Origin of the sequence: Pontibacter populi (assembly GCF_019336435.1) — a bacterium.
Classification (GTDB): Bacteria; Bacteroidota; Bacteroidia; order Cytophagales; family Hymenobacteraceae; genus Pontibacter; species Pontibacter humidus.
Map to the genome: position 1 here is coordinate 901,977 of NZ_JAHWXQ010000002.1, position 20,577 is coordinate 922,553.

At 48.1% G+C, this 20,577-nt stretch carries 11 protein-coding genes; 6 read left to right on the forward strand and 5 right to left on the reverse strand.

The window, feature by feature from the left end; translation table 11 throughout:
* Positions 1 to 251 precede the first annotated feature (251 nt).
* Both KYK27_RS10435 and KYK27_RS10440 read left to right on the forward strand, forming a co-directional pair.
* Positions 252 to 1,985: a phospho-sugar mutase gene (locus KYK27_RS10435; RefSeq protein WP_199109950.1), complete on the forward strand. Its 1,734-nt coding sequence runs from the start codon at positions 252 to 254 to the stop codon at positions 1,983 to 1,985.
* Positions 1,986 to 2,096: 111 nt separating this feature from the next.
* Positions 2,097 to 2,681: a nitroreductase gene (locus KYK27_RS10440; RefSeq protein ID WP_199109951.1), complete on the forward strand. Its 585-nt coding sequence runs from the start codon at positions 2,097 to 2,099 to the stop codon at positions 2,679 to 2,681.
* A gap of 867 nt (positions 2,682 to 3,548) precedes the next feature.
* Here KYK27_RS10440 and dnaB read toward each other — a convergent pair.
* Positions 3,549 to 5,123 carry a replicative DNA helicase gene (dnaB, locus tag KYK27_RS10445; RefSeq protein ID WP_199109952.1) on the reverse strand — a complete coding sequence of 525 codons (1,575 nt, stop codon included), beginning with the start codon at positions 5,121 to 5,123 and terminating at the stop codon, positions 3,549 to 3,551.
* Positions 5,124 to 5,282: 159 nt separating this feature from the next.
* On the opposite strand from dnaB, the gene KYK27_RS10450 reads away from it, so the two are divergent.
* Complete coding sequence (locus KYK27_RS10450) at positions 5,283 to 6,668, forward strand: UDP-N-acetylmuramate--L-alanine ligase (RefSeq protein ID WP_199109953.1); 1,386 nt, start codon at positions 5,283 to 5,285, stop codon at positions 6,666 to 6,668.
* A gap of 4 nt (positions 6,669 to 6,672) precedes the next feature.
* Positions 6,673 to 7,485 carry a 3'-5' exonuclease gene (locus KYK27_RS10455; RefSeq protein ID WP_199109954.1) on the forward strand — a complete coding sequence of 271 codons (813 nt, stop codon included), beginning with the start codon at positions 6,673 to 6,675 and terminating at the stop codon, positions 7,483 to 7,485.
* A 954-nt stretch (positions 7,486 to 8,439) separates the two neighbouring features.
* Here the strand turns inward: KYK27_RS10455 and KYK27_RS10460 are convergent.
* The gene (locus tag KYK27_RS10460; RefSeq protein ID WP_199109955.1) at positions 8,440 to 10,656 is read right to left on the reverse strand and encodes a bifunctional alpha,alpha-trehalose-phosphate synthase (UDP-forming)/trehalose-phosphatase; all 2,217 of its coding nucleotides are present in this window, start codon (positions 10,654 to 10,656) and stop codon (positions 8,440 to 8,442) included.
* A 300-nt stretch (positions 10,657 to 10,956) separates the two neighbouring features.
* Between KYK27_RS10460 and KYK27_RS10465 the strand changes: the two genes are divergently transcribed.
* Entirely contained in the window at positions 10,957 to 12,030 is a 1,074-nt protein-coding gene (locus KYK27_RS10465) for a mechanosensitive ion channel family protein (protein WP_199109956.1), read from the forward strand.
* Positions 12,031 to 12,063: 33 nt separating this feature from the next.
* Positions 12,064 to 12,663 carry a DUF2179 domain-containing protein gene (locus KYK27_RS10470; protein WP_199109957.1) on the forward strand — a complete coding sequence of 200 codons (600 nt, stop codon included), beginning with the start codon at positions 12,064 to 12,066 and terminating at the stop codon, positions 12,661 to 12,663.
* Between the two features lie 74 nt (positions 12,664 to 12,737).
* Here the strand turns inward: KYK27_RS10470 and glgB are convergent, their stop codons facing one another.
* The 3 genes from glgB to KYK27_RS10485 are packed head-to-tail and all read right to left on the reverse strand — an operon-like array spanning position 12,738 to position 20,334.
* Positions 12,738 to 14,969, reverse strand: a complete 2,232-nt coding sequence (glgB, locus tag KYK27_RS10475) for a 1,4-alpha-glucan branching protein GlgB (protein WP_233150369.1) — start codon at positions 14,967 to 14,969, stop codon at positions 12,738 to 12,740.
* On the reverse strand, positions 14,962 to 18,291 hold the full coding sequence (gene treS, locus KYK27_RS10480) for a maltose alpha-D-glucosyltransferase (protein ID WP_199109958.1): 3,330 nt from the start codon (positions 18,289 to 18,291) through the stop codon (positions 14,962 to 14,964). Before treS ends, glgB begins: the two co-directional genes overlap by 8 nt.
* An 18-nt stretch (positions 18,292 to 18,309) precedes the next feature.
* A complete protein-coding gene (locus tag KYK27_RS10485) occupies positions 18,310 to 20,334 on the reverse strand; it encodes an alpha-1,4-glucan--maltose-1-phosphate maltosyltransferase (RefSeq protein WP_199109959.1) in 2,025 nt (674 codons plus the stop codon).
* Positions 20,335 to 20,577 lie beyond the last annotated feature (243 nt).

The window sequence follows — 20,577 nt, forward strand, 5'->3', positions numbered from 1 at the left end:
GAATATTCGGGCATGATGCTTTAACCATACTCATAAGATCACACCAGTTCTTTCAGATGTGCATCTGGCACCGAAAAGGCTGGTGTGATTTTTTGTGAGATACTGCCTGAACTTTTGCTGGCCCGGATTTGCAATCATATTGCCCTCATTCGTGTCCCGCTAGCGAGGGTAAATTCAATTAATTATCGCAGCAAACTATAGCTGCACTAAAACCAACTATAAATTACGTTACAATACCATACTGTAAGACTATGATCGAACCAGCTATACAACAAAAAATAAATTCCTGGCTTAGCGGCAACTACGACGAAGCTACCAAAACTGAAATTAACGGCTTGCTGGAGCGCAACGAACACGAGTCGCTGTCAGATGCGTTTTACAAAGACCTGGAGTTTGGCACCGGCGGACTGCGCGGTATTATGGGCGCAGGTAGCAACCGCATGAACCGTTATACCCTTGGCATGGCTACACAGGGCCTGTGCAACTACCTGAAGCAGAATTTCCCGGGTGAGCGTGTAAAGGTTGCTATTGCTCACGATAGCCGCAACAATTCACCGGAGTTTGCCCGCATTGCTGCCGACATTTTCTCGGCTAACGATATTGAAGTATACCTGTTCCAGGCCCTTCGCCCTACTCCGCAGCTTTCGTTTGCTATTCGCCATTTAGGTTGCCAGAGCGGTGTGGTGGTTACAGCGTCACATAACCCGAAAGAATACAACGGCTACAAAGTATACTGGAACGATGGTGCGCAGGTAACTGCTCCACACGACAAGAACATCATCGCTGAAGTAAACAAAATCACCAGCATTGATGAAGTGAAGTTTGAGCCGAAACCAAACAACATCCACCTGCTGGGTCCGGAGATGGACGAAGCGTACATTACAAAAGTGCTTGGCTTGTCGGTTTCGCATGAGGCGATCAGGCGCCAGCACGACCTGAAGATCGTTTACACGCCGCTGCACGGTACAGGTATTACGCTGGTGCCGGAAGTGTTACAGCGTTTCGGATTCAGCAATGTAACTATAGTTGATGAGCAGGCTGAACCGAACGGCAACTTCCCGACAGTCGTTTACCCGAATCCGGAAGAAAAGGAAGCCATGACGCTGGCCCTGAACAAAGCCATTGAAATTGACGCTGACCTGGTAATGGCCACTGATCCTGACTCAGATCGTGTTGGTATAGCCGTGCGTAACCTCAAAGGCGAATTCGTGCTGCTGAACGGTAACCAGACCGGTGCCCTACTCATAAACTACCTGCTACAGGCATGGCAGAAAGCCGGAAAACTAACAGGCAAAGAGTTCATCGTTAAAACTATAGTTACCACCGACCTGATCATCGACATTGCCGAGAGCTATGGCGTAAAGCACTACGAAACACTTACCGGCTTTAAGTACATCGCTGAGAAGATTCGTGAGGTGGAAGGCAAAGAAGTTTACATTGGCGGCGGCGAGGAAAGCTACGGTTATATGATCGGTGATTTTGTGCGCGACAAAGACGGCATCTCAGCCTGCGCCCTGATCGCAGAGATGGCTGCTGTTGCAAAAGACAACGGGCAGAGCCTGTTCGAGATGATGGTGGATATGTACGAAAAGTATAATTTCTACAAAGAAGAGCTGGTATCGTTCACTAAAAAAGGACAACGCGGCGCCGAAGAAATTCAGCAGATGATGGCCGACATGCGCGCTAATCCGCCACAAACTATAGCCGGTTCTAAAGTTGTAGAGATAAGCGACTTTAAACTAAGTGCACGCAGAAACCTTGTTTCTGGCGAGATCAGTCAACTTGGCCTGGAAAGCTCAAATGTGTTGCAATACATGACCGAAGATGGCAGTAAAATTTCTGCCCGTCCATCCGGTACAGAGCCTAAGATTAAGTTTTACATCAGCGTAAATGAGCCATTGGCATCTACAGTAGATTATGATTCAGTGGAGCAAAAACTGAATGCTAAAATAGAGCAGATTCTGGTTGATCTTAAACTGAAGTAATATCACTTGTTTGCTTATTACATGGCTGAATGGCTGAAACTATAGTTCGGCTGTTCAGCCATTTGCTTTTATGCTTTTAAAACCTTTTGCGCTGATTCTTATTAATAAAGTATGAACGATCTTTTTTCGACTATAAGTCACGTTATCCGCACCCGCCGCACTACCAAGCCGCCAAAAATGAACGGGCAGAAAATTCCGGATGAGCAGATAAACCAGCTACTGGAACTTGCTGACTGGGCTCCGACACATGGCCACACCGAACCCTGGCGTTTTATAGTTTATGCTGGCCCCAGCAAAGCCCGGTTCTGCCAGCAGCACGCCGAACTATACCAACAGCAAACACCGGAGGAGAAATACCAGCCCGAGAAGTATGAAAAGCTACTGCACATGGGTGACCTAGCTTCGCATGTTATAGTTGCTTACTTGCGCCGTGGAGATCTGCCAAAGATTCCGGTACTCGAGGAAATTGCTGCTACATCCTGTGCCATACAAAACCTATTACTCGGTGCCTCAGCTTTAGGCATCGCCAGTTACTGGGGCTCCGGCGGCATGGCCTACCACCCCACTATGAAAGAAATGCTACAACTGCGCGAAGAAGATGTGGTACTGGGCATTTTATACCTGGGCTACGCTGAAAATCCGGCTCATGAAGGAAAGAGGAATATACCGTTGAGTGAGAAGGTGGAGTGGGCCTGAGGAATTATGAATCAGAGATGGACCTACTTGTTTCATCACCTTATTTTTATCTGAACCGGTATTAATGGGTTTTGATGGATTTGGGAATGGTCAGTTCTTGGCTATGGTAGTTGCTATAGTTGCGTTTATTGTTCTATAGTTAGCGTTTTAACCTACCCCTACCCCTCCCGAGAGGGGAATTCTGGCTATAGTTAAAGTTTGACCTACAGTTTTATAGTTTCGGTGGTCCAACCACCCCTAACCCCTCCTTATCTAAGGAGGGGAGCTTTGCCTCTACCATTTCACAAACTATAGTTCTATAGTTACAGCCCACGAGCAAGGCAGGTTTACCTGTCCCTTTGGAATTACAACCACGATCAAGCTACAGAACTCTAGCTAGTCATGTAAACAAGATTTTGCTATCGAACTGATCACAGTCTTTGGGTTGAGCGCCTTGTGAATATCTGGTGGCGCAGCCATTGCGAGTGAAGCGAGCAAAAGAGATTCGCGCAGCGCGATGCCCGAAGACGGGGCCTCCCGGCCATGAGGGCACCAAAGTTAAATTGAAACGATAGATTTGTAGAGCTCCCAGGATTGTAAATGGTTTAGAAGGATAGCTTGGTTCCAGCTGCAACTATAGTTAGCAATAAGCTGAGATAGATTTCTCACTTTGTTCGAAATGACAATAGAGAAGTATATCAACTATAGCCCAGACACTAGCAGGAGCTGCGCACACTGCTAGGTCATTACAAATCCTACTAATCTGATAAATCATTAAAAACAGAAAAGCCGCTGGCTTTTGGCACAGCGGCTAATCTTCCTTTGGCTATTCCTTTATACTATAACCAATGTTGCTTAAACGCAAACACCGGGTGTATATTGTCTTACTTAAAATGGCGGCTCTTCGTCGAAACCTGAAGCAGGGAAACCACCTCCCTTATTTCCATCATTCATGCGGCTACCTAAACGGATGGAGCCGGGAGTCTCCGCATCGAATGTGCTATTTGGCAATGCATTGAAGGTATTAAACCCGTCACCACCAAAATCTGTGTCTAAGTTAGTAAACTTTGTGTACTTACCAATAAATTTCAGCTGCACATTCTCCAGGGAACCGTTACGGTGCTTGGCTATGATCACCTCCCCCACACCTGCTGTTGGGTTACCCATTTCGTCTTCTGTAATGCCGTAATATTCCGGACGGTACAGGAAACAAACCATGTCGGCATCCTGCTCTATCGAACCGGATTCACGAAGGTCAGACAGCTGCGGTCGCTTATCACCACCACGTGTTTCTACGGCACGGCTGAGCTGCGACAACGCAATTACCGGAACGTTAAGTTCCTTGGCCAGCATCTTTAGTGCTCGTGAAATCGATGCAATCTCTTGTTCACGGTTACCGCCACCCTTGCCTTCGGCGTTACCGCTCATCAGCTGAAGGTAGTCAATAATGATCATCTGAATATCAAACTGGGCTTTCAGACGACGGCATTTGGTACGAAGCTCACGAATAGAAAGCCCCGGCGTATCGTCGATAAAGATCGGAGCCTCAGTGAGTTTGGCAATTTTATGGTTCAACTGCGCCCACTCGTAATCTTCCAGGCTACCTTTTTTGATCTTTTCAGAATCAAGCTCTGCTTCAGAAGAAATAAGACGGTTAACCAACTGTAATGAGGACATCTCAAGTGAGAAAATCGCAACACCCTTTTTAAAATCAACTGCCGCATTTCGCATACACGAAAGCACGAAAGCTGTTTTACCCATCGCAGGACGGGCTGCAAGAATAATTAAGTCAGATTTCTGCCAGCCCGATGTTACACGATCCAAAGCAGTTAAGCCGGTTGGTACACCTGTTAAGCCATCTTCCTGCTTACGTTTTTCTTCGAGTTCTTTGATGGCCGCGTGCATCAACGAGCGCATGTCGTCGAAGTTCTTGCGGATGTTGGATTCGGATACTTCGTATAGTTTGGCTTCGGTTTTATCCAACAGCTCAAAAACGTCGGTGGTATCTTCAAACGCACTCGACAGTACTTCCGAAGAAATAGAGATCAGATCGCGCTTAATGGAGTTTTCGGTAATGATACGCGCGTGGTACTCGATGTTGGCTGCTGAGTTTACACGTGTGGTAAGCTGGGTTACATAGTAAGCACCGCCTGCCAGTTCCAGTTCACCCAACTCGCGCAACTCGTGCGTCACCGTCAAAATATCTATCGGCTCCGACTTATCGAAAAGCGCCAATATTGCTTTAAAGATACGTTGATGGGCTTCTTTGTAAAAGCTCTGCGGGCGCAGAATATCGATTACTGTTGTCAGCGCATCTTTTTCCAACATCAGAGCGCCTAATACGGCCTCTTCCAGATCCAGCGCCTGCGGTGGCTTTTTGCCAAGCTCCGAAATAGCAGGTGTCTTCTTCTGCCATCCGTTGCGTTGTCCCGCTGCGCGTACGTTCGTTTGCATTTCCTCCATAATCACAAATTTAAGATTTAACAGACAGAAGCAATCTTCATAACCCTGTTAATAATCCACAAGATATCCACAAAGTATCAACATATTAGTGTATAGCTATTTTTATTTAGCCAAGGTCTTCTAACTTTGTCTGTTTGCAATATTAATTGCCCGGAATATATGGAGAAGAAGGAATTACAACGCATCCACCTGATTGCTACTGGCGGAAGCATCATGCACAACCTCGCATTGGCCCTGCACGACAAGGGATTGAATGTTACAGGCTCAGACGACGAGATTTTTGAACCTGCCAAAAGCAGGCTGGCTGCAGCTGGCTTACTTCCTGCCCAGGAAGGCTGGTTCCCGGAGAAACTGGATGCAACTATAGATGCTGTTATTCTGGGGATGCATGCCCGTCCGGACAACCCTGAGCTGTTAAAAGCACAGGAACTGGGTTTGCCGATCTATTCTTTCCCGGAATTTATTTACGAGCAGAGCCGCGACAAACAGCGCATTGTAATTGGTGGCAGCCACGGCAAAACGTCCATCACGTCTATCATCATGCACGTGCTAAAAACTATAGGCCGCAAGTTTGATTATGCTGTTGGTGCGCAGATTGAAGGGTTTGACCGCATGGTGAAACTGACCGAAGATGCCCCGATCATCATCATCGAAGGCGATGAATACCTTTCTGACCCGATCAAGCGTGTTCCAAAATTCCATTTGTATCACCACCATATAGCAGTAATCAGCGGCATCAGTTGGGACCACATTAACGTATTCCCGGACCCGGACATGTACCGCGACCAGTTCCGCATTTTTGCTGAGATGACACCGAAAGCAGGAACACTGATCTATACAAAAGACGATGAGCAGGTGCAGTTAGTGGCCGTACCACGTAACCCGGCTGATATAAACTATATCGGTTATGGCGTGCACGACCATACTATAAAGAACGGCAAGACTATACTCCACACCAAAAAAGACGGTGATATAGAGATACAGCTGTTCGGGGAGCACAACCTGCGCAACATTAATGCAGCCAAGGAAGTGTGTAAGAAGATCGGTGTGAAAGCGCATGACTTCTACGAAGCCCTTAAAACTTTTAAAGGTGCGGCCAAGCGACTGGAGAAAATGGGTGAGACAGATACCACCGTTATTTTCCGTGATTTTGCGCATGCCCCATCTAAAGTAAAAGCAACTACAGAAGCCGTAAAAGCACAGTACCCCCAACGCCAACTGGTAGCAGCCCTGGAACTACACACCTTCAGCAGCCTGAACAAGAATTTTATACCGCAGTATGCCGGTGCCCTGGATAAGGCCGACGAAGCTATAGTATACTTCAACCCTAAAACCATAGAGCACAAGCGCATGGAAATGCTTTCGGAAGATGAACTGAAAGCTGCTTTTAAGAACCCGAACCTGAAGGTATTTACTGACTCTGAAGCACTGCAGCAGCACCTGCTAAACTATAACTGGCAGAACGCCAACCTGCTGCTGATGAGCTCAGGCAACTATAACAACATTAACATGGAGGCGCTAACGCAGGCGGTTCTGAAAGCATAACCCTATGAAACTGAACCTGAAACGCCCCATCGTATTTTTTGACCTTGAAACCACCGGCACCGACATCAGCAAAGACCGCGTTGTAGAAATAAGTGTGCTGAAAATAATGCCTGATGGTGAAGAGATCCTGAAAACCCGTAAGATAAACCCGACCATTCCGATACCGCTGGAGTCGAGTTTGATTCATAAAATCTACGATGAGGACGTGAAGGACTGCCCTACCTTTGCGCAGGTTGCTAAAAACCTGGATCAGTTCATGAAAGGCTGCGACCTGGGAGGCTATAACCTGATCAGGTTTGATATTCCGTTGCTGGCCGAGGAGTTCCTGCGTGCAGGTATAGATTTCGACCTGGACAACCGCCATGTAGTAGATGCCTGCCGTATTTTCCATATGATGGAGCAGCGCACCTTATCGGCTGCTTACAAATACTACTGCGACAAAACCCTGGAAAACGCCCACAGCGCCGAAGCCGATACCGTAGCAACGTATCACATCCTAATGGCCCAGCTTGACCGTTACCAGAACACACCGATCGAAATTGCAGAGGGTATTGAAGAGTTTCCAGTTCAGAACGACATGGCGCAGCTACACAAGTTCACGTTCCAGAAAACAGCTGACCTTGCCGGTCGAATTACCTATAACAATGCCGGTCAGGAGGTTTTTAACTTTGGTAAACACAAAAATGCTATTGTGGAAGAAGTACTGCAGAAAGAACCGACTTATTATGACTGGATGATGAAAGGTGATTTTCCGCTTTATACGAAGAAGATATTGACCCGTATCAGACTGCGCAGTATGCAGAGTAGTGTGTCTTAGAGTTTGATAAGAACTGAAAAAGCTCTCCTGTCATATAGTTGATGGGAAGGCTTTTCTTTTTACACTGGCGCGGACATCTTTGCTCAACTGGTCTTGCAAGGACAAGTGTAGTAGTCTATGTCATCGTTTCATAGTTTGCTAAGTCCAACCACCCCCAGCCCCTTCTTGTCTAAGGCGGGGAGCTTTTACGGCTACTTCCCCACCTGTCATCCTGAAAGGATCTTGAAAGAAGGGAGATAAGACCTTTGCTATAGTTCAACCGATAGTTTTATAGTTAGCGTTTTAACCCACCCCTACCCCTCCCTAGAGGGGAATTTCTGTTGTTGCTATAGTTGGGTTATAGTTTTATAGTTTCCGTTTGTCATCCCCCTTGCCCCCTTCAAAGGGGGACCTATCTACTACTACTTCTCTAATTGTCATTTCGACGAAGGAAAAATCTGAATCAACTATAGTTACACACCACGAGCAGGGCAGGTTTACCTGTCCCTTCGAAACTATAGCCACGATCAATCTCGAAGCTTATAGATTCAGACAATAGATGCTGGTTACTATGCGATACTTCTCAGTCTTTGGGTTGAGCGCCTTGTAGATTTGCGGTGCTGAAAGCATTGCGACGCAGGAGCAAAGCAAATGTACACCGCGCGATGCCCGAAGACGGGGTCTCCCGGCCGTGAGGGCACCAAAGCTGGATTGAAACGATAGGCTCTTAGAGCTCCCAGGATTAGAGGAGATTTGAAAGAAAGGCTTGGTTCCAGTAGTAAAGACTCTAACTATAGAAGTATAAGCTGAGATAGATTTCTCCTTTCGTCGAAATGACAAAGAGGGGAAACTATAGGATACATAACATCTTTTGGCTGACACTCAGGACGACAATTAATAACCTCTGAATAGAAATAAAAATGCAACATTTATTAAATGATAAAGCCGCTATCCCAGCGGCTTTATCATTTAAGTTCATCCCGTCATTTTAGCATTAGGTGGGAATTCCTTTGTCTCCTGCTTAACAAGCCTGGTTAACATATCCCGAACTTCGCCCGGACCATCTAGATGATATTTAGCGATAGAGTAAGAGTTACCGGTTTTTATAGTGTAGGCATTGCGCGGCATGGCTTTAAATATTTCTTCATCGCCCCAATCATCGCCAATGGCCAGCACAAACTCATGCGGATACATGTTAAGCCAGTGGCTGGTTGCTTTCCCTTTATTTACCTCTTGGGCTTTAATCTCAACAGCCATTTGTCCGTCTAAAACCTGTAGGTTACTATTAGTAGCCAGGAAATTCAGGTGATTTACAAGTTCACGGGCGCGAAGCTCGCCTAAGCCGGTTTCAACGCGGCGGTAATGCCAGACGAGCGAATATTCTTTCTCTTCAATAAACGAGCCCGGTGTGCGGTCAACGTATAGTTCAAGAATCAGGCGAATATCACTTTTCCAGTCATCCATCAGGCTCATCATGGTTTTCCAGCCCGACCCGCGTTGCTTCAGCCATACCCCATGTTCGGCTACTATATCCAGGCTCAGATGACCCAGCCAGTCTTCCATATTTGCTTTTTCGCGGCTACTGATCACAACCACCCTGTTTTTAGGGTTAGCGCTCAGGCTTTCCAGTAATTCCAGCAGGTCTTCATCCGGACGCGCCATCAGAGGCTTAGCTTTATAGTTGGTAAGCGCACCATCGTACTCCAGGAATATCAGGCGTGAACTGGCTAACTCGTACGAGTCGCTCATCTCCTGGAAAGTAGCATCGTCGAGGTAGCTGGTTTCCAGAGACATCTGTTTGATCTTGACATATGACAGGCGGTCCATGAACAGGCTGACCCAGTGGTGTATGTTATAGCGTTTAAGAGTATCCTGCATGTTAGCCATATGTACCTTCTGCTCCTCTTCAGGCATCGTCAGGGCTTCATACATGGCCTCCACAATCTTATTAATATCGTTGGGGTTTATCAGCAGTGCATCCGATAATTCCTTAGAAGCCCCGGCCATCTCGCTAAGTATAAGTACCCCTTTCTGATCGAGTTTGCTAGCAACATACTCTTTGCAAACCAGGTTCATGCCATCGCGCATCGGCGTTACCAGGGCTACATTGGCCATGCGGTAAAAAGCAGAAAGTACCTCCAGTGGCAGGGACCGGTAGAAATACTGGATCGGGTTCCAGTTAATATCACTGTATTTACCATTAATGCGTCCTACCAGCTCATCTACTTCTTCTTTCAATTCCTTATATTTCTCAACAGCATCCCGGCTTGGTACTACCAGCATAACCAGCGTTACCTTTCCATGAAACTCCGGATAGCGTTCCAGGAACAATTCAAAAGCCTGTAAGCGTTGTGGTATCCCTTTGGAATAATCCAGTCGGTCGATGGAGATAATGATATTTTCGGTACCAACATTTTTGCGGTATTGCTCTTCCAGTTTCAATACTTCTGCGGATGCGGCAACTTCCGAATACTTTTCATAATCGATGCCCATCGGGAACGAATCCACTAAAAGCGAGCGGCTGCCGGTATTAATCCAGCCATGCATGCCGCCATAACCAATAAGCCGGTTAACCGAACTCAGGAAGTGGCGCATGTCATCATAAGTATGGAACCCGACCAGGTCGGCGCCCAGCATGCCTTCCAGCAATTCTTTCCGCCAGGGCAGTAACCGGAAAACCTCGTAACTCGGAAAAGGTATGTGCTGAAAGAAACCTATCGTTGCATCGGGTAGCTTTTCGCGGAGCATGGAGGGTAAGAGCAATAACTGGTAATCGTGTACCCAGATCGTGTCGTTGGGGCTGGCGTGTTTCAGAATTTCATCGCAATATTTCTGGTTCACCTCCACATACGTTTCCCAGAGATTCTGCTCATAAATAGCGTACTGGCTGAAATAATGAAAAGTAGGCCAAAGTGTTTCGTTGCTGAAGCCTTCGTAAAATTCCTTTACCTCCTGTTCCGTCAAGAAAACAGGATACATATTATCCTTCCGGATATCTTCAATAACTTTCTCCTGTTTGTCAACCTCTTCAATTACCATCCCAGGCCAACCAATCCAGAGGTTGTCCTTCTTTTTATATATAGATCCAAGGCCTGTTGCTAAGCCTCCTTCACTGGGTGAATAAGTAAGTTTTCCATCCTTCTCCTGCAGTTTTACCGGCAGTCGGTTAGATACGATAATAAGTTTTGCCATTTGAAAAAAGTAGTGTTATAAACTGGCAATGAAAGCGCGTATTAAATAGCCGGATTAACTATACAGCACCTGCCATTTATCTGAGCCAACTACAAAGTGGCTCTTCTAGTATTACGCAGGAAACTGCGTTACGTTCCAACTATATTCAGCTTTTACTATAAAGCCCTATTTGTTACTTCTTTACACATCCCGAACTATAGTAATTGTAACCATAAAGCTGCTTAAAAATAACCTCCGGCCGGTTTGCAGAGTACCTATGCAGAAGTAAAAGCAGCAAAACCTGTTGCCAAACTACAACTTATGGATAGACTCCGGATTTACATAGATCACCTCGACAACCTGGCCATCGCGCTGCTTATCTTTTTTATCAGCATACTGCTTGGCCTTTTGCTAAAATTTATCCTGTTTAAGTTGCTCGGCTTATACAACCGCAGCTCAAATCCGCGTCTGGCCACCTCGCTTACAAAGCATCTTAATCGCCCGCTTACGCTGTTTCTGCCGTTGCTTTTTCTGGCTATGGCACTGCCCACCGTACCACTTTCAGATAAAAGCATCTATGTTTTGCGGCGTGTTTTAGAGATCTTTACTATTCTCGGTTTTGCCTGGATTATGATAAAACTGGTTTCGGTAGGCCAGGACATCGTACGTCATAAATACGATATCGGGAAGACAGACAATTTCAGGGAGCGAAAGCTCATAACTCAGCTTCAGTTTATAAGAAGGCTCTCCATCATCGTTATCGCGTTTATAGCCGGGTCTATGGTTTTGCTTCAGTTCGAAGCTGTAAGGTCATTGGGTACAGGTTTGCTTACTTCTGCGGGTATTGCAGGTGTAGTGATAGGTTTTGCAGCGCAGCGTTCGCTGGCTAACTTACTGGCCGGTTTACAGATCGCCTTTACCCAACCCATCCGGATCGATGATGTGCTTGTTCTTGAAAATGAGTTTGGACGCGTAGAAGAAATAACGCTTACCTATGTAGTGGTGCGCATCTGGGATAACCGCCGGCTTATACTCCCGCTCAACTATTTTATTGAGAAGCCATTTCAGAACTGGACGCGCTCCAGCATAGACATACTAGCAACAGTTTATTTTTATATGGATTATAACGTACCTGTTGATGAGCTGCGAAAAGAACTGCACCGCATACTGGCCGGATCGGAACAATGGAACGGCGAGGTAATCGGCCTGCAGGTAACTGATGCGCAGCAGGATAATGTGCAGCTCCGCGCGCTTTTCAGTGCCCGAAATTCAGGCGATGCCTGGGACCTGCGCTGTCTTGTTCGTGAAAAAATGCTTTACTTCATCCAGAAAAACTATCCTGAAGCGTTACCCAAAGTACGGACATCTGTCTCAGGCAGCATCGCAACGAAATAAACTATAGCCACCCGACCTAAAATTTAACTACAAATGAATTTATTTACCGGATTAGACCCAACTATAGTAGAGTGGGTAATTATTCCTTTACTGATCTTTTTTGCCCGTATTGTGGATGTAACGCTGGGTACATTGCGCATTGTGTTTATCTCGAAAGGCGATAAAATGATTGCACCGGCCCTGGGTTTCCTGGAAGTGCTGATCTGGCTGGTTGCCATCACGCAGGTAATGCAGAATCTGAACAACGTGGCATCTTACCTGGCCTGGGCAGGCGGCTTTGCAACCGGTAACTTTCTGGGACTGCGCATCGAACAGAAGCTGGCCTTAGGCCAAATGGTGGTGCGGGTTATTACAGTAGATTCGGCCCATCAGCTGATAGAGCGCCTGAAAGGACATGGCTATAGATTAACCTGTGTTGATGCTCGTGGTACCCGTGGTAAAGTAAACCTGTTGTTTATGATCGTAAAGCGAAAGAAGCTGGCGCATGTGCTGGATATTATCCGGGAATATAATCCGCAGGCCTTCTACTCCATCGAAGATGTGCGCTCAGTATCCGACTATGGAGTACCACAGGAAGAATCTGAAAGAGGACTTAGCCTACGCCGCATCTTCCCCCTCCGCAAAGGAAAATGAGCTATAGTTTGGGAGTTAAAGAGTTTAGGAATTAAAACTCACAAACGCTCTAACTCCCAAACTCTTTAACTGGTTTAGCTTTTTAACTTAAAGTATACAACTGCCAATGGAGGAAGCTGTAGGGTTAGTGAATAGCTTCGGCCATGCGATGGTTCTTCTGTAGCCTGCAGCGATTCCTGGTTCTGCACATTGCTGCCACCATACTGTTCATCATCAGAGTTGAATAATTGTACCCATTCGCCTCCGGCCGGCACACCTAATCTATAGTGCTGGTGCACAATGGGTGTGAAGTTGCAAACTACAAGAATGTCATCTTTAGGATCGTTGCCTTTCCGCAGGAAGCTGATCACACTGTTGTGCGCATCCTGGAAATCAATCCACTCAAAACCGTTGCTGTCGAAGCTGAGCTCGTAGAGGGCAGGCTCCTGCTGGTATAGTTTGTTTAGTTGCTGCAACATATGCTGCATGCCACTGTGGTATTTGTACTGCAACAGATGCCAGTCCAGGCTACTGTCGTGGTTCCATTCGGTGCTTTGAGCCAATTCGCCGCCCATAAACAACAGTTTAGTACCCGGGTGTGCATACATGTAACTATAGAGCGCACGCAGGTTAGCAAATTGCTGCCATTCATCGCCAGGCATTTTCCGTATCAGCGAACCTTTGCCATGTACCACTTCGTCGTGCGACAACGGCAGCATGAACCGTTCGGAGAAAGCGTAAATAATACTGAACGTGATCTCGCCCTGATGATGCTTGCGATAGATCGGATCTTTAGAGAAGTAATCCAGCGTATCGTGCATCCAGCCCATCATCCACTTCATATTAAAGCCAAGTCCGCCATCATTCACCTTACCCGTTACGGCAGGCCACGCGGTAGACTCTTCGGCTATAGTTTGCACATCGGGGTATTTTTCATGCACAGCCTGGTTAAAGTCTTTTATCAGCGAGATGGCTTCCAGGTTTTCGCGCCCGCCGTTTTCGTTCGGTATCCACTCCCCTTCTTTTCGGCTATAGTCTAAGTACAGCATCGAGGCCACGGCATCTACCCGTAGTCCATCCACGTGGTATTTATCGAGCCAGAAAAGGGCATTACTGATCAGGAAAGAACGTACTTCGTTGCGGCCATAGTTAAAGATGTAGCTGTTCCAGTCCGGGTGGTAACCTTTGCGCGGATCAGCATGTTCGTAGAGGTGCGTACCATCAAAATACGCCAGCCCATGCTCATCAGACGGAAAATGCGACGGTACCCAGTCCAGTATCACGCCGATGCCATGCTGGTGTAGCACATCGATCAGGTGCATGAGCTCCTGCGGCGAACCGTACACACTGGCGGCTGCAAAATAACCGGTAATCTGGTACCCCCAACTGCCCATGAACGGGTGATGCATGACCGGCATGAACTCCACGTGCGTAAAGCCCATTTCTTTTACATAAGCCGGCAACTCTTCAGCCAGTTCGTGGTAGGTCAACGGGCGGTTGTTGTCTTCCGGTCTTCGGCGCCACGAGCCTAAGTGCACTTCGTATACACTCATCGGCTGCGCCTGTCCGGCTATAGTTTTGCGTCGTTCCAGCCACTCGTGGTCCTGCCATTCGTACTTCAGGTCGCAGATGCGGGATGCGGTTTGTGGTGGCTTTTCACGGGCAAAGGCAAACGGGTCGCTCTTCTCTACGTGGTATAAATGGTAGTTCGATTTGATGTGGTATTTGTATAGTTCACCGCCTGTCAGGTCTGGTATAAAGCCTTCCCAAATGCCGGAACCATCTTCTCTGACTTTTAAACTATGGCTCTCACGGTTCCAGTGGTTAAAGTCGCCGATAACGGTCACAAGCTCTGCATTAGGCGCCCACACCGCAAAGTAAGTTCCTTTCTGCCCGGCATGCTCCGTGCAATGCGCGCCCATCTTCTCATACAAGGTAAAGTGGCGCCCTTCTTTAAACAGGTAAATATCAAACTCCGAGAAACGACTCACATCGTGGTAAACAGCCCGTTTCTCCTGCGGAACTATAGTTTGTGATGCTGCTATAGTTTCGGTGCCGGCTGCTGCCTTTTTTGTAGCCCTTACCTTGCGTGCCGGCTTAGGTTCTGTAGTTTCCACAGCTACTGCTTTGGTTCGTGCCCTCTTCGGTTTTTCAGTAGCAGGCGCTGCTTCTGCAACAGGTACCGGAGTTACAGGAGCGCCCATTTCCGCGGCCAGATCAGCTTTTTTAGGTCTGCCGCGCCCCGTTGCTGGTTTGCTGTTTCCTGTTTCCGTTTCTGGTGTGGTTAAGTTTGTTTCCGGTGCTTTCTCTTGCTTTCTCTTAGTCATGCTGATACTTTTTCATGATATACTTAATGCCCCGGATCGGGATGAGCACCCAGTCCGGACGGTTGTTCAGTTCATATCCTAACTCATAGATCGCTTTCTCCAGCAGGTAGGTCTCCATCAATATCTCAAAGTCTTCCTCCTTGTTCGGCACAATACCGGTACCCATGGTCTTATCAAGGTAGCAGTTCATAAAGAAGTTGCTTGCATAATGGTACCACTGCTCTGCCCACTCTTCCAGGTATCCGTCTTCTTTCAGGCTGGAATCCCGCTGAAACAGTGCGCTGTATGCTGCATAATGGAACGAACGGATCATGCCGGCTACATCACGCAGCGGTGAGCGCTTGAGCCTGCGCTCACTGAACGAACGGGCCGGTTCCCCTTCAAAATCGATGATGATAAAATCCTTCCCTGTGAACAATACCTGCCCCAGGTGGTAGTCGCCGTGTGTGCGTATCTTAAGTGTGTCTATTTTATGAGAGAAGATGCGTTTCAGGCGTTCGAGTATCTCGGCGCGCATGTTCAGTACTTCTTCGGCTTCGGCGCGCACGCTGTCCGGCAGTTTTGGTAAGTGCTTGCGCAGGCTGTCGAAGTTACTGCGCACCAGCGATGTAAGCGATGAATACAACGACCGCTGGTAATGCAGTGAAAAGCCTTCCGGCGCAAAATCCCGCAGCTCGCGCATAGATGCTAGCGCCAGGTGCATTTCCGCAGTGCGCAGCCCCAGTAGTTCTATCCTGTTCACTGAAGCACCGCCCAACTGCATCTGCACAGGTTCAGGAGCATCCGAAAATGCCACCGGCCGCGAAAGTGTACCTATAGTTGCAGCAGGTTTAACGCGTTCGCTCTGTGTTTCAATTCGCTCAAAAAAGCGCTTCAGCGAGTCTTCCATGTTCTCCCAGGCATCGCCCTGGTTGGGTACCAGTTCCTGCAGCATGGCCAGCACCATTGGCGGAGCACCTGGGGTCTGGTGTTCCAGCGCTCCCATAAACTTGGGCACCTGCGGGAAGTTAACAATGTCTGTGAGCGCCTGCACTACTTCCACATCCGGGTTCAGGGCACGGTCCAGTTTACGGTATATCTTCAGGAAGAACTGGTTGTCGTAGATTATAGATGTGTTGCTTTGTTCCGCACTCAGTATCTTAGAAGTTAATATTGTGTCGCGCAGCACCTGCCCTACCTGGTTATGGCTGTGGCCTACCAGTTCGGCTTCATCGCCGGCGCGTACCCGTCGGCGTCTGGCCATCAACTGCAGCAACAACTGCCGGAAATCCTCCCAATAAAGGGCATCGTACAAAATACCTTCCTGGCCGTTCTGCACCACTCTGGCTATTACGCTTGCCGGCTGACTGGTTATCAGGTCCTGTTCCTGCTCTTTTGGCATAAAAGCGATTGGCAACTGGTAGAGCTCCGGTAGGCCTTCGTTATAGTTTACTTCGATTAAAAGGATAGCTGCACCGGAATTTCCAACCTGTAAGGGTATCGATTCGATGATCTGCATGCGCTGTACCGTACGGGCTTTACCGCCAAACCAGCGGCGGTTCAGAATGTAAGGCGGCAGCACTCTGTTCTCCAGTTGGCGGAGCATGTTCTGAGGCAGGCGGTGTTGCAATGGAGCTATCTCCATAGCCGGGTGCTGCATATCCAGTACCTGTTGTGCCGAAACGTCCTGTGGCTGTAGTTCAAACCAGTAATAGCCATGCGCTCCTACCGTAAACAGGTAAGCATCGTCTTTTATACCCGGGAATTTATTCTTGCTGAAAACTTCGCGTGGCGTATAGCCTTTAAATTCCTGCAGGTCCAGCTCTACGGCTTCCGGGAAGCGTGACAGGTTGGCGATAACCAGTATATTTTCGTCTTCATAAGAGCGGATAAAGGCCAGCACTTTGGAGTTAGACGGGTTCAGGAATTTTATACTGCCGCGGCCAAAAGCTTTGTAGCGCTTGCGCATGTTAATGATGCGGCGCATCCACCAAAGCAGCGAACTGCTGTTCTGCTCCTGCGACTCCACATTCACAGATTCATATTTATATTCCGGGTCGATGATCACCGGTAAGTACAGTTTTTGTGGATTGGCTGCGGAGAAACCGGCGTTGCGTTCGTCGCTCCACTGCATCGGCGTTCGCACACCATCGCGGTCACCTAAGTAGAAGTTGTCGCCCATCCCTATCTCATCGCCATAGTATACTACCGGCGTTCCTTTCATCGAGAAGAGCAGCACGTTCATGAGCTCGATCTTGCTGCGGTCGTTGCCCAGTAGTGGTGCCAGACGATGACGGATACCCAGGTTTATTTTGGCCAGCGGATCGCGGGTGTATACTTTATACATGTAGTCACGCTCTTCGTCGGTCACCATTTCCAGGGTAAGCTCATCGTGGTTTCGCAGGAACATAGCCCACTGGCAGGTTTCCGGTATTTCAGGCGTCTGGTCAAAAATATCGATGATCGGGTAACGGTCTTCCATCTTCACTGACATGAACAAACGCGGCATGATCGGGAAGTGATAGTTCATGTGGCACTCATCGCCGTTACCAAAGTAAGAAGCCGAATCTTCAGGCCACATATTCGCCTCCGCCAGCAGCAGCTTCCCGGTATACTTTTGGTCTACGTGGGCGCGCAGTTTTTTCAGGAAATCGTGTGTTTCCGGCAGGTTCTCGCCGTTGGTTCCTTCGCGCTCGAACAGGTAAGGCACGGCATCCAGACGGAAACCATCAACACCCAGATCCAGCCAGTAATCCAACATCTTGAACACTTCCTTCTGCACGGCAGGGTTATCGTAGTTCAGGTCGGGTTGGTGGTGGAAAAAGCGGTGCCAATAGTATTGTTTGGCTACCGGGTCCCAGGTCCAGTTGCTCGGTTCGTAATCCGTAAATATGATGCGGACATCTTTGTACTTGGTAGGGTCATCGCTCCACACATAGAAATCACGGTGGGCAGAACCCGGCTTGGCATGGCGGGCACGCTGGAACCACGGGTGCTGGTCGGAAGTATGGTTGATGACCAGCTCGGTAATAACTTTCAGGCCACGGCGGTGCGCTTCTTTTACAAAAAGCTTAAAGTCGCGCATGTCGCCATAGTTCGGATTTATACTATAGTAATCGGCAATGTCGTAGCCATCGTCTCGTAAAGGCGACGGATAGAAAGGCAGCAGCCAGATCGCGGTAACCCCAAGGCTTTCCAGGTAGTCCAGCTTTTGCATCAGTCCTTTAAAATCGCCTATACCGTCACCGCTTCCGTCTTTAAAAGCTTTGATGTGCAGTTCGTAAATGATGGCATCTTTGTACCAGTGAATGTTGTCGTCTAACAGATCTTTGTCCGCTGCCATAGTATCGTTTTATCTTTGTTATTCGTGATGGGTGCTTTGATCGGTCGGGAGCCAGGTATCATCTAAATTGTTGTGCCCCATGCCAGTGTTCGCTTCTTCAATTCGGAAAACGTGCACCGGCATTTCATGCGGCCGAAGCTCCACGTAATTCCATTCGTTTTGCCAGGTGTATTTGTGTTCGGTCAGCAGGTCGTGCACCATGTACTGCTCACTTTCCGGTAACTGTAGTTCGCGTATGGGCACCTGTACCCAACCCGATTGGGTGTTGTACGGATCCATATTGGCAACTACCAGAATTTTATTTTTTCGGGTGTTATCCCATTTGGCAAAACACAGGAGTTGCGGATTATCGGTATCGCCGAAGGCAATGTTCCAGGTAGTTTGCAGGGCCGGGTTTACCTTTCGTATTTTATTGATGAGCGTGATTACTTCTGACACCTTGGTCTTTTTGCCCCAGTCCCAGTGCTTCACTTCATACTTTTCGGAGTCGATGTACTCTTCCTTACCCGGATACGGCGTGCCCATCGAGAATTCATAGACCGGACCATACAAGCCATAGTTGGAGGATAGCGTCGCTGCCAAAACAACCCGCATGATGTGGGCTGGTTCGCCGCCATGCTGTAGCACTTCCGGTAAAATATCCGGTGTATTGGGCCAGAAGTTCGGACGGTAGTATTCCCGCATGTCGGTTTGAGTAAGCTCAGTCAGGTACTCGCGTATTTCCTGCGGATTGTTGCGCCAGGTAAAGTAGGTATAAGACTGCGTGAACCCGATCTTACCCAGGCGCTCCATAACTCTAGGCCTGGTAAACGCTTCGGCCAGGAAAATAACCTGCGGATGCTGCGCCCGCACTTCCCGGATCATCCACTCCCAGAAATGAAAGGTTTTGGTATGCGGATTATCTACCCTGAAAATGTAAACGCCCTGTTCTATCCAGTGCAGCACGATACTTTTTAGCTCCTGCCACAGATTTTGCCAGTCTTCGGTTTCAAAGTTCACAGGCAGCACATCCTGGTATTTCTTGGGTGGGTTCTCGGCATACTGCACCGTACCATCCGGGCGCCATTTAAACCATTGCGGATGCTCTTTTACATACGGGTGATCGGGTGAGCACTGAATGGCAAAATCCAGCGCTACTTCAATGCCATGGTTGCGCGCTTCATGCACAAAATGCCGGAAATCATCCAGAGTACCCAGTTCCGGAAGTATGGATTTGTGACCACCTTCTTCAGCGCCAATGGCCCACGGCGAGCCCGGCTCTCCCGGTTCCGAGGTGGTCGCGTTGTTCTTCCCTTTTCTAAAGGCTCTGCCTATTGGATGAATGGGTGGCAGGTAAATGGTATCGAAGCCCATTTCGGCGATGCGTGGCAGCAGGCGTTCACAATCCTGAAAAGTGCCGTGGCGGTTTTCTTCCTGGGCAGCAGAGCGCGGAAAAAATTCATACCAGGTACTGAACAGCGCTTTCTGGCGCTCCACATCTACCTGTAATATTTTGTGGTAAGCCGATACATTTTTGCGCTCGCAGCAGGCGTTCATCTGCTCCGTTACATCACGGCTGGTTGCCAGTTCTACGCCATCTGCCGCCGATATATTTCCCCGGAGTTGCTGCGCCCATTTAAGCAGGCGCTTTTGCTGACCAGCTCTGGCGGTACCAGCGGCTTCCTCCATCAGTTGTGCGCCAATCTGAAGCTCTACGGCTATGTCCTGGTTGGCCTCAAATTTTTTGCGCAGTCCCTTTTGCCAGGTATAAAAATGGTCGATCCAGCCCAGCAGGGTATAGTCCCAGATACCCATAGCATCCGGTGTAAAGGAAGCCTGCCATCGGTCATTTCCCAGGAACTGCATAGGTACTTCGCTCCACTTTTTTTTGCGGCCATGGCGGTAAATCAGCGCCGCTTTTACTTCGTCGTGGCCATCGCCAAATATATCTGCCGTTACGGTCAGCTCTTCGCCGACCACCCGTTTTACCGGGTACTGGCCGCAGTTAAGTTCAGGTTTTACGTTCTCTATGATGACTCTGTGGGTTCCGTCCAGTCCTTCCATGAATTACGAATTACAATTAGGTTTGCCTCAGAGTAGGTACTATTGTATTGAAATTAGGTTACCACTAATAACTATGAAAGCACGTTACAGGACGTTTGAACGCAGATTTTAATTTGTTGAAGGCAGAGCAGGACAGCAGCACAGGTGATAGTACACAGTATGGTTATTCTCAGACAAGGCTGAGTTTAAAAATCACCTGCCATTATAGTTAACCAACTAAAGTTACTGCAGATAGCCAGCTGA

Excerpts from the sequence above, each read along its gene's own strand:
- KYK27_RS10435 (WP_199109950.1), top strand. The coding sequence starts at position 252 with ATGATCGAACCAGCTATACAACAAAAAATAAATTCCTGGCTTAGCGGC.
- KYK27_RS10440 (WP_199109951.1), top strand. The coding sequence starts at position 2,097 with ATGAACGATCTTTTTTCGACTATAAGTCACGTTATCCGCACCCGCCGC.
- dnaB (WP_199109952.1), bottom strand. The coding sequence starts at position 5,123 with ATGGAGGAAATGCAAACGAACGTACGCGCAGCGGGACAACGCAACGGA.
- KYK27_RS10450 (WP_199109953.1), top strand. The coding sequence starts at position 5,283 with ATGGAGAAGAAGGAATTACAACGCATCCACCTGATTGCTACTGGCGGA.
- KYK27_RS10455 (WP_199109954.1), top strand. The coding sequence starts at position 6,673 with ATGAAACTGAACCTGAAACGCCCCATCGTATTTTTTGACCTTGAAACC.
- KYK27_RS10460 (WP_199109955.1), bottom strand. The coding sequence starts at position 10,656 with ATGGCAAAACTTATTATCGTATCTAACCGACTGCCGGTAAAACTGCAG.
- KYK27_RS10465 (WP_199109956.1), top strand. The coding sequence starts at position 10,957 with ATGGATAGACTCCGGATTTACATAGATCACCTCGACAACCTGGCCATC.
- KYK27_RS10470 (WP_199109957.1), top strand. The coding sequence starts at position 12,064 with ATGAATTTATTTACCGGATTAGACCCAACTATAGTAGAGTGGGTAATT.
- glgB (WP_233150369.1), bottom strand. The coding sequence starts at position 14,969 with ATGACTAAGAGAAAGCAAGAGAAAGCACCGGAAACAAACTTAACCACA.
- treS (WP_199109958.1), bottom strand. The coding sequence starts at position 18,291 with ATGGCAGCGGACAAAGATCTGTTAGACGACAACATTCACTGGTACAAA.
- KYK27_RS10485 (WP_199109959.1), bottom strand. The coding sequence starts at position 20,334 with ATGGAAGGACTGGACGGAACCCACAGAGTCATCATAGAGAACGTAAAA.